The sequence below is a fragment of the Streptomyces laculatispora genome, assembly GCF_017353455.1.
In the GTDB taxonomy this organism is placed as follows: domain Bacteria; phylum Actinomycetota; class Actinomycetes; order Streptomycetales; family Streptomycetaceae; genus Streptomyces; species Streptomyces laculatispora.
The window spans coordinates 1-8,744 of sequence record NZ_JAFMPZ010000175.1 but is presented as its reverse complement, the minus strand read 5'-3'; the positions used below and the strand labels follow the sequence as shown (position 1 = coordinate 8,744).

The window sequence follows — 8,744 nt, the reverse complement described above, 5'->3', positions numbered from 1 at the left end:
CTGGCGCTGGCCGCCGGAGAGTTCGTGCGGGTGCCGGTCGGCGTGTTCGGGGCGCAGCCCGACCTGGCCGAGGAGCTGCTCGACGCGTGTCCGTACGGCGGGGCCGCGGGCCCGGCGGTGCAGTTTGATCGGTTCGGCGATGATCTGGCCGATGGTCATGCGCGGATCGAGCGAGGACGACGGGTCCTGGAAGACCAGGTGGAAGTCCTTGCGCAGCGGGCGCAGGGCGCGGCGGGAGAGATGGGTGATGTCGGTGCCGTTGATGTGGACGGTGCCGGCGGTGGGTTCGTCGAGGCGTACGGCGCAGCGGCCGACGGTCGACTTGCCGCTGCCGGACTCGCCGACCAGGCCGACGACCTCGCCGGGGCCGATGGTGATCGAGACGCCGTCGACGGCTCGGACGGTGCCGCCGCCCGAGGCGGCGAAGTGCCGTTCCATCGAGTCGATCCGCAGCACGGGCTGCTGGTCCGCGGTGCCCTGTGCGCTGTCGCGCGGGGCGGGGACGGTCTGTGCTGCGGTCACTTTCCGGCCTCCTGGTCGGATCGGGCGGGCCCGGCGACGGGGGTGCGGTCCGCGGCGGGGGTGGCGGTGAGGACGTCGGACGCCTCGTCGGCCGCGTACGGGTGCCGGCACGCCGTGCGGTGGGCCGCGTCCGCGCCCTTTTCCGGGTCGACGGACCGGAAGCCCGGCCTGCCGCTCGTACAGCTGTCGTCGGCGCGGCTGCACCGGGGTGCGAAGGTGCAGGCGTCGGGCTGGCTGTCGAGGCTCGGCACCAGGCCGGGGATCTCGGGCAGCCGGCGCTTCCCCTCGCCGCCGGGCCGCAGGACGGCACCGAGCAGGCCGCGGGTGTACGGGTGCCTCGCGGTGGCGAAGAGGTCGTGGACGGGGGCCTGTTCGACGGGGCGCCCGGCGTACATGACCAGCACCCGGTCGGCCGCGTCGGCGACGACACCGAGGTCGTGGGTGACCAGGACGATCGCGGTGCCGAGACGTTCGCGCAGGGCCTGGAGGACTTCGAGGATGCCGGCCTGCACGGTCACGTCGAGTGCGGTGGTCGGCTCGTCGGCGATGAGGACGGCGGGGTCGCAGGCGACGGCGATGGCGATCATCACGCGCTGGCGCATCCCGCCGGAGAGCTGGTGCGGGTACTCGTCGATACGGCTGCGCGGGGCGGGGATGCCGACCAGGCCGAGGAGATCCACGGACCGTTCCCTGGCCTCCTTCCTGCTCAGCCCCTGGTGCCTGCGGAGTACCTCGCCGATCTGGCGGCCGATGGTGAGGACCGGGTTGAGCGAGGTCATCGGCTCCTGGAAGATCATCGCGATGTCCTTGCCGCGGATCTTCTGGAGCTCCTTCTCGTGTGCGCCGACCAGTTCCCGGCCGCCGAGCCTGATGGAGCCGCCGATGTGCGCGGTGGGCGGGAGCAGCCCCATCACGGCCATCGAGGTGACGGACTTTCCGCACCCAGACTCCCCCACCACGGCGAGCACTTCGCCGGGGTGGAGGTCGTAGGAGACGCCGTCGACGGCGTGCACGGTCCGGGTGTCGGAGCGGAAGGACACCGACAGGTCGCGGACGCTCAGGACGGGTTCGGCCGCCGGCTCCCGTACGGATGCGAGAACGGTCTCGGTCATCGGGTCCCTCCACGGGGGTCGAGGACGTCCCGCAGTCCGTCGCCGAGCAGGTTGAAGGCCAGGGTCGCCGCGACGATCGCCAGGCCGGGGAAGACGGCGAGCCAGGGCGCGGGCGCCAGGAAGGACTGGGCGCCGGAGAGCATCACGCCGAGGGACGGGTCCGGCGGCTGGACCCCGAGGCCGAGGAAGCTGAGCAGCGCCTCGCCGATGATCGCGGCGGGGATGCCGACGGTCGCCTGGACGATCAGCGCGGAGGTGGCGTTGGGCAGGATGTGCCGGAACAGCACGGTCCCGTCGCCGCCGCCGTTGGCGATGGCCGCGCCGACGTAGTCGACGTGCTTGAGCCGCAGGGTCTCGGCCCGGGTGATGCGGATGACTGCGGGGATCTGCGAGATGCCGATGGCGATGGTGGCGTTGGTCAGCGAGGGGCCGAGGATCGCCGCCAGGCCCACGGCGAGCACCAGGAACGGGAACGCCAGCATGGTGTCGGTGAGCCGGGAGATCGCACCGTCGGTGAACTTCCCGTAGTAGCCGCCGGCCAGCCCCAGCGGTACGCCGATCACGAAGGCCAGCACGACGGCGACGAGCCCGACCTGCATGGAGGCGCGCGCGCCGTAGACGATCCGGGAGAGCTGGTCGCGTCCGAGGTCGTCGGTGCCGAGCCAGTGGGACCAGCCGGGCTGGGCCAGTACGTTCCCGAAGTCCGGCCGGGACGGGTCGTACGGGGCGATCAGCGGGGCGAGGAGTGCGACCAGGATGAAGACGGCCGCGATGACGCCGCCGGTCAGGGCGAGCCTGTTCCTGCGCAGGGCGCGCAGTCTGCCGCCGCCGGACCGCCGCTTCGCGGTCTGCTGGGCGGGGAGCGCTGGGGTCGCTGCGGTCACCGGGCACCTCCGAGCCGGATGCGCGGGTCGATGACCGAATAGACCACGTCGACCAGCAGATTGATGAGGATGTACGCGGCGGAGGTGCAGAGCACCACGGCCTGGAGCGTGGCGTAGTCACGGGTGAAGACGGCGTCGATGGTGAGCTTGCCGAAGCCGGGCAGGACGAAGATCTGCTCGGTGACGACCGCGCCGGAGATCAGGTGGCCGAGCTGGAGCCCCAGCACGGTCACCACCGTGACGAGGGAGTTGCGCAGTGCGTGCCCGCCGACGACGGACCGTTTCGACAGGCCCTTGGCGCGGGCCGTCCGTACGTAGTCGGCGGAGAGCGAGTCGAGCATCGCGGCCCGGGTCTGGCGCATCACGACGGCGGCGAGTCCGGAGCCGAGCACGATCGCGGGCAGCACCATGCGGCGCAGGTTGTCGACCGGGTCGGTGCCGAAGGGGACGTATCCGGACGCGGCGAACACCGGGACGGCGATGGCGAATCCGAGGACCAGCACGATGCCGAGCCAGAAGGTCGGGATGGAGAGGCCGATCAGCGCGATGACGTTGGCGATCCACTCCTCGGGCTTCCCCCGCCGTACGGCGGCGATCACGCCGGCGCCGATGCCGAGCACCACGGCGAGCAGCAGCGAGAGCGCGGCCAGTTCCAGCGTGACGGGGAGGGCCTGGCCGATCGCGTCGGCGACCGGGAGCCCGGTCCGGGAGGAGGTGCCGAGGTCGCCGGTGAGGGCGTGGCCGATGAACCGTCCGTACTGCACGACGATGTTGTCGTTGAGGCCGTACGCCTCCCGGATCGCGGTGAGCGCCTCGGGGCTGCGCTCCTCACCGGCCAGGGCGAGCGCCGGGTCGCCGGGCAGTGCCCGGATTCCGGCGAAGACCACGATGGAGACGAGGAAGAGGGTGATGAGGGACTGGCGCAGGCGCGTCAGCAGGTATTTCGTCATCGGGTGTACCCCGCAGTCGTGACCCGGACCAGTCCGTCGCCGTAGACGCGGATGCCCGCGACGTCCTTCGAGGCGACGACATAGTTCTTCTGCCGGTAGAGGTAGATCATCGTGTGGGCGTCCTGGACGCGCCGGGTGAGCTCGTCGTAGATCTCGGTGCGCCGGGCCGGGTCGGAGACCGTCCTGCCCTCGGCGATGAGCTTGTCGATCTCCGGGTCGCCGAGGCCGTAGGCGTTCATGGCGCCCGCGGTCTTGAGGAAGTTGGCGACGTTGCCGTCCGGGTCGAGCCGGCCGGACCAGCCGCTGGTGAAGACGTCGTAGTCCCCTGCGTCGGTCTCGGAGAGCATGGTGGCGTACTCGGTGGGCCGCAGCGAGAGATCGAATCCGGCCTCCTTGACCATGGCCTGGAGGACCTGTCCGACGCGTCCCTGTTCGGGGGTGGTGGAGGTCTTCAGTTCGATCTTCAGCGGGGTGCTCACCCCCGCCTGCTTCAGCAGCTCCTTCGCCTTGGCGACGTCACGCTTCGGGCAGTCCCGCGCCTTGATGCCGGGGGCGATGGCGGACTGCGGGGAGATCGGACCGCAGGCCGGCTCGTACATGCCCTGGAAGACGACCTTGTTGAGGGTGTCGCGGTCGATCGCGAGCTCGAACGCCTCGCGGACGCGGACGTCCCGGGCGATCGGGGTGTCGAGCCTGCCGGGCTTCTGTCCGAGGCCCTTGACGTTGCCGACGTTGAGGCCGATGCCCTGGTAGCCGAGCGAGGGCGAGTTGAAGAGCTGGAGCCCCGGCTCGGTGAGGGAGCTCTGTACGTCGACGGGGCCCATCTGGTCGCCGACCTGGAGGTCGCCGGAGCGCAGGTTGGCAAGCCGGACGTTGCCGTCGGGGATGGGTTTGTAGACGACCCCGTCGAGGTGGACCTTGTCCGCGTCGTAGTAGTTGGGGTCCTTCTTCAGGACGATCCGGTCGCCGCCGACCCGCTCGACGAACCGGAGGGGTCCGACGCAGGAGGGGTGGTTGGTGAAGTTCTTGCCGTACTTCTTGAGCGCGGCCGGTGACATCACCATCCCGGCCCGGTCGGCGAGGACGCCGGTGAGGGGCACATAGGGCTGCTTGAGCCTCATCCGGACCGTGTACGGGCCGGTGGCCTCGATGGAGCTGACCGGGGCGAGTTCGGTGCCGCGGGCGGATCCGGGGAGGTCGCGGTGGCGCAGCAGCGAGGTGACGACGGCCGCGGCGTCGAGCCGGGTGCCGTCGCTGAACCTCGGGCCGCGCCGCACCTTCAGGGTGACGGTGCGGCCGTCGGCCGAGGTGGTGGGCAGTGCGGCAGCGAGCTGCGGCACGACGACACCGTCCTCGTCGATGTCGTAGAGCTTCTCGCACATGCCCGCGAAGACCGTGCGGCCGACGAGGGTCTGGGCGAGCGTCGGGTCGAGTTTGTCCGGGTCGGAGTTGAGAGCGACGGTGAGTGTCCCGCCGTCGCGCACGGGCCGGTCGTCGGTCTTGCGCACACCGCCGACCTCGGTCGCCGAGGACTGCAGCGACGCACAGCCCGAGGTGAGGGACACCAGTACAACCGCCACCAGGGCAATCGCTTTTCGGCGCACGAGGGCCTACCTCCCGCCAAGGGGTGATCAAGGAATATCGCAGACCGTATTTCGCATACAGTCCGCAAGGCAAGAGGGGTGCTCACATAGCGGACGGTTTTTTCTGACGACCGGATAGCGGCGGGTGCGGAAGGCGCGAAGCCGCCTGCCGCACCCGCCGGTGTCAGCTCTGTGGGACGAGCCGGAAGCTCTGCGCGGTCGAGCCGTCGCAGGAGCGCTGGACCAGTTGGACGCCCGCGGCCGCTGACGCCGGTGCGCTCAGGCACTTGCCGCTGTGCCGGGCGATGAAGTGGTAGGCGCCCGAGGCCTCCCGTACCGGCTTCCACTGCTGGTTCGCGCCGCCCCCGTAGGTCCACAGCTGGAGCGGGGCCTGCTCGGCCGTGGACACGTCCACCACGTCGACGGCCTGCCGGACGTCACCGTCCGCGTTGATCCGCACATGGCCGCTGTCCGTGGCCGCGAACCGGTACCGCTGGGCCGCGGTGCCGTTGCAGGTGTCCTGCTGGATCACGGTGCCGTTGGCGGCGGCCGCGGCGCGCGCGTCCACGCAGTTCCCGTTCGACGCGGCGACCAGGGTGTACGCCGAGGTCTCGGAGATCGGGTCCCCGGGCGCCGTGCCTCCCCCGCCGCCGCCCAGCCATTTCAGCCCGTCCACCACGAACCGGTTCTGCGTCTCACTGGCGAAGGTCGAGGACAGGGTGGTTCCGGAGCCGTAGTCCATGGCGTTGTGGCCGAAGTTCGCGTACAGCATCCGGTAGCCGGTGTTGGTCCACAGGACCGGGTAGTCGCCGCTGTACCAGGACTGGTTCGGGTCCGTGCCCAGCGGGAAGCTCACCGGGTCGACGAATGCCAGCACCTTGATGTCCGGGTTTTCACGGAGGTTGTGCTGCCACGAGTACCACTCGCTGACCGACGAGGTGAAGGTGGCGGGCAGGCCCGTGGTGGAGGGGTGCGTCCGGTCCTCGGTGCGCAGCACCGCGGTGGTCGGTCCCCAGGTGTTCGAGCTGAAGTTGCCGCTGCCGAGGAACTGGTCGTAGTACCAGGGCCATTCCTGGGCCGCGGTGGTGAACGCGGAGACGTGGAAGCCCATCCAGCCGCCGCCGGAGCGCATGTACCTCTCGAATCCGGCGCGTTGAGCGGCGGTCTGCGGGGCGTCGTCGAGGAACAGCACCACCTGGTACTGGTCGGGGGTGATGGTGCTCAGCCGCTCCCAGTCGTTGGTGGAGGTGTAGGAGAAGTTGTTGGCCGCGGCGGTGGCGGGGAACCACCGGTTGGCTTCCTGGACGAAGCTGATGTGAGCCGCGTCCCAGGTGCCGTTGTAGAAGGCGATCACCTTGAAGCCGGGCGCCTGCTGGGCCATCGGCGCGGCTTGCGCGGGGGCCGTGGCGAGCCCCAGCAGGAGTGCCGGCAGCAGGAGCAGCCATCGGTACAGCCGGCCTGTGCCTCCGCGGTGTCCGGCGGCGGCCCTGGGTGTGTTCATACGAAACCGTCCTTTGCGAACCGGGTGGGGCCGGGCCGGACGCGACGGGAGTCGCATCCGGCCCGGGGTGTCCTGGGGACGTCGCGGAACTCAGGGATGACTGACGAGATTGGCCACGTTCGAGGAGGAGTTGGAGGGACCGCCCCGGCCGTTGATGACGTGGCGGATCGTTCCTGTCCCGCCGAGCGAGACGGTCACCATGCTCTGGAACCGCACGTTCGGGTTGTCCGGGACCTCGAAGGCGTGCTCGGCCGCCACGGCCGGGTTCGAGCTGAAGTAGCAGTAGCTGCCGAGCCCGTACGCCTGATGGCTGGTGACCGAGGCCGCGACCTTGTAGGCGGCGTAGCCCTGGGTGGAGCCGTTCATCCAGGACGCCTGGTCGGGCACGTCGTACGGCATCTCGTTCTGGTAGAAGTACGTGCGCCCGCCGTTGCCGTTCCAGATCGTCTGGTGCTTCTGGTAGTGCTCGACGAACAGTCCGTACATCGTCACGTCGTCGCCGTTGACGACGAGTCCGGTGTCGGCCTTGTTGCTGTTCCAGCCGATGCCGGTGCCGTGATCGCCGCGCCAGATCCACATGTGGTCGCCGATGACGTTGTCGCTGTTGACCACCAGGCTGGTGGTCGCCCGGCCCACGGCCGCGCCGCCGACCCGGAAGAAGACGTCGTGCAGTGAGGTCGGATTCGCCGCGTGCCCGGCCGAGGAGCCGGCCGGGCCGACCTCCATCAGGGTCGACGAGTTCGTCGTCCCGGCGTCGAAGAGGATGCCCGCGACCTTGACCCCGTCGACGTCCGCCACCGTCATCGCGGTGACGCCGTTGTCCGGAATGAACGTGGCGAGGCCGAGACCCAGGACGACGGTGTCGGGCCTGGTCACCTTCAGGGTCTGGTCGAGGTGGTAGACACCGGGGGTGACCAGCAGGTTCCTCCCGTCGGCCAGCGCGGCGTTGATCTGTGCGGCCGTGGCTCCCGCCTTCACCACGAAGAACTTGTCCATGGAGAGCGAGGTGCCCGCGGCGTTGCCGCCCGCCCATGTGGTGCCCGAGGCGTTGTTACGGAGGGCCGGGACGAACACCTGATAGGCGCCGCTGCCGTCCACGTACAGGAAGGGCTTCTCCCGGACCACGGGTGCCTGGTTCACCGTGGTGTAGGGCGGGTTGGGGAAGCTGGTGGCCGGGACGCCCTGGCTGCCGACGAAGACCATGTTCCAGTTGGAGCCGGTCCAGCTGCCGAGCGTGGAATTACGGGTGATCCACTGTTGCTGCGTACCGGACCGCACCTGGCCGTCGATCTTGGTGTCGGCCATGAAGCCGCCGCTGGCCCAGCCGCCGTCGTCCAGGGCCAGATTGCCGCGCACATGCATGCGCCGGTACGGGGCCGCCTGGGACACGGCCCAGCGGTCGGTGCCGCCGGTCGGGTTCACCGAGAGGTTCTCGGCGCCGCGCCAGAAGTTCTGGGTGGCGTTCTGCGGCGGGAACCAGTCCGCCTCGGCGTGGACGGCGCCGTTGATCGTCACCGAGTCGGGCGACTGGCCGAGTCCGAGGACCTGGGTGTAGAAGCCCACGTTGACGTCGTTGCTGTACGTACCCGGCTTGAACATCACCGCATAGCGCTGGTTGCCGAACTGGTTGGTCTCCTGCTGCCGGAAGATCGTGTCGAGCCGGCCCTGGATGGTGGACGACGGCATCGACGGGTCGAAGACCACCACGTTCGGCCCGAGGTCGGCATCGCCCGGCGTGGCGGCGACAGGTGTGACCTGGAACCGCTGGGCCGCGGAGTTGTTGCAGGTGTACTGGACGAGCTGGACGCTGTCGGCCATGGAGGCGGCGGGCACGTCCAGGCACTTGCCGCTGTTGCGGTTGACGAAGTGGTAGGCGCCGCCGCCCTCGTCGACGGGCTGCCACTGCTGGTTGGTTCCGCCGCCGTACGCCCAGAGGTGGACGGCGGCGTTGTCGGCGGTGGACACATCACTGACGTCCACGACCTGGTTGGCGTCGTTGCGGTTGTTGATGCGCACGTAGCCGCCGCTGGTCGCGGTCAGACTCCACTGCTGGGCGGTGGAGTTGTTGCACGTGTACTGCTGGACGGCGGTGCCGTTGACGGTCGCGGCGGAGCGGGCGTCCAGGCACTTGCCGCTGCCGCTGTTGACGACGGTCGCCCAGCCGGCCGCCGCACTGCCGGCCGGCTGGGCGA

The 8,744-nt window shown here is 70.0% G+C and carries 7 protein-coding genes; all 7 read right to left on the bottom strand.

Annotation, left to right across the window (positions count from 1 at the left end; all coding sequences use genetic code 11):
* Window positions 1–522 (bottom strand): ATP-binding cassette domain-containing protein (locus J1C73_RS10220; RefSeq protein ID WP_372446672.1); only part of this gene is annotated, 522 nt, incomplete at its 3' end.
* Window positions 519–1,634, bottom strand: coding sequence for an ABC transporter ATP-binding protein (locus J1C73_RS10215; protein ID WP_207316050.1), 1,116 nt, complete (start codon window positions 1,632–1,634; stop codon window positions 519–521). The genes J1C73_RS10220 and J1C73_RS10215, both read right to left, overlap by 4 nt.
* Entirely contained in the window at window positions 1,631–2,518 is an 888-nt protein-coding gene (locus J1C73_RS10210) for an ABC transporter permease (protein ID WP_207316049.1), read from the bottom strand. The genes J1C73_RS10215 and J1C73_RS10210 overlap by 4 nt, the downstream gene beginning before the upstream one ends.
* Window positions 2,515–3,468 carry an ABC transporter permease gene (locus J1C73_RS10205; protein ID WP_207316048.1) on the bottom strand — a complete coding sequence of 318 codons (954 nt, stop codon included), beginning with the start codon at window positions 3,466–3,468 and terminating at the stop codon, window positions 2,515–2,517. Before J1C73_RS10205 ends, J1C73_RS10210 begins: the two co-directional genes overlap by 4 nt.
* Window positions 3,465–5,048, bottom strand: coding sequence for an ABC transporter substrate-binding protein (locus J1C73_RS10200; RefSeq protein ID WP_207316047.1), 1,584 nt, complete (start codon window positions 5,046–5,048; stop codon window positions 3,465–3,467). Before J1C73_RS10200 ends, J1C73_RS10205 begins: the two co-directional genes overlap by 4 nt.
* A 187-nt stretch (window positions 5,049–5,235) precedes the next feature.
* Entirely contained in the window at window positions 5,236–6,552 is a 1,317-nt protein-coding gene (locus tag J1C73_RS10195) for a ThuA domain-containing protein (RefSeq protein ID WP_207316046.1), read from the bottom strand.
* Between the two features lie 90 nt (window positions 6,553–6,642).
* The coding region (locus J1C73_RS10190) for an RICIN domain-containing protein (RefSeq protein WP_207316045.1) at window positions 6,643–8,744 on the bottom strand (2,102 nt) is incomplete at its 5' end.

What these genes read in the sequence shown, in the direction of transcription:
- J1C73_RS10215 (WP_207316050.1), bottom strand. Translation starts at nt 1,634, where the DNA reads ATGACCGAGACCGTTCTCGCATCCGTACGGGAGCCGGCGGCCGAACCC.
- J1C73_RS10195 (WP_207316046.1), bottom strand. Translation starts at nt 6,552, where the DNA reads ATGAACACACCCAGGGCCGCCGCCGGACACCGCGGAGGCACAGGCCGG.
- J1C73_RS10205 (WP_207316048.1), bottom strand. Translation starts at nt 3,468, where the DNA reads ATGACGAAATACCTGCTGACGCGCCTGCGCCAGTCCCTCATCACCCTC.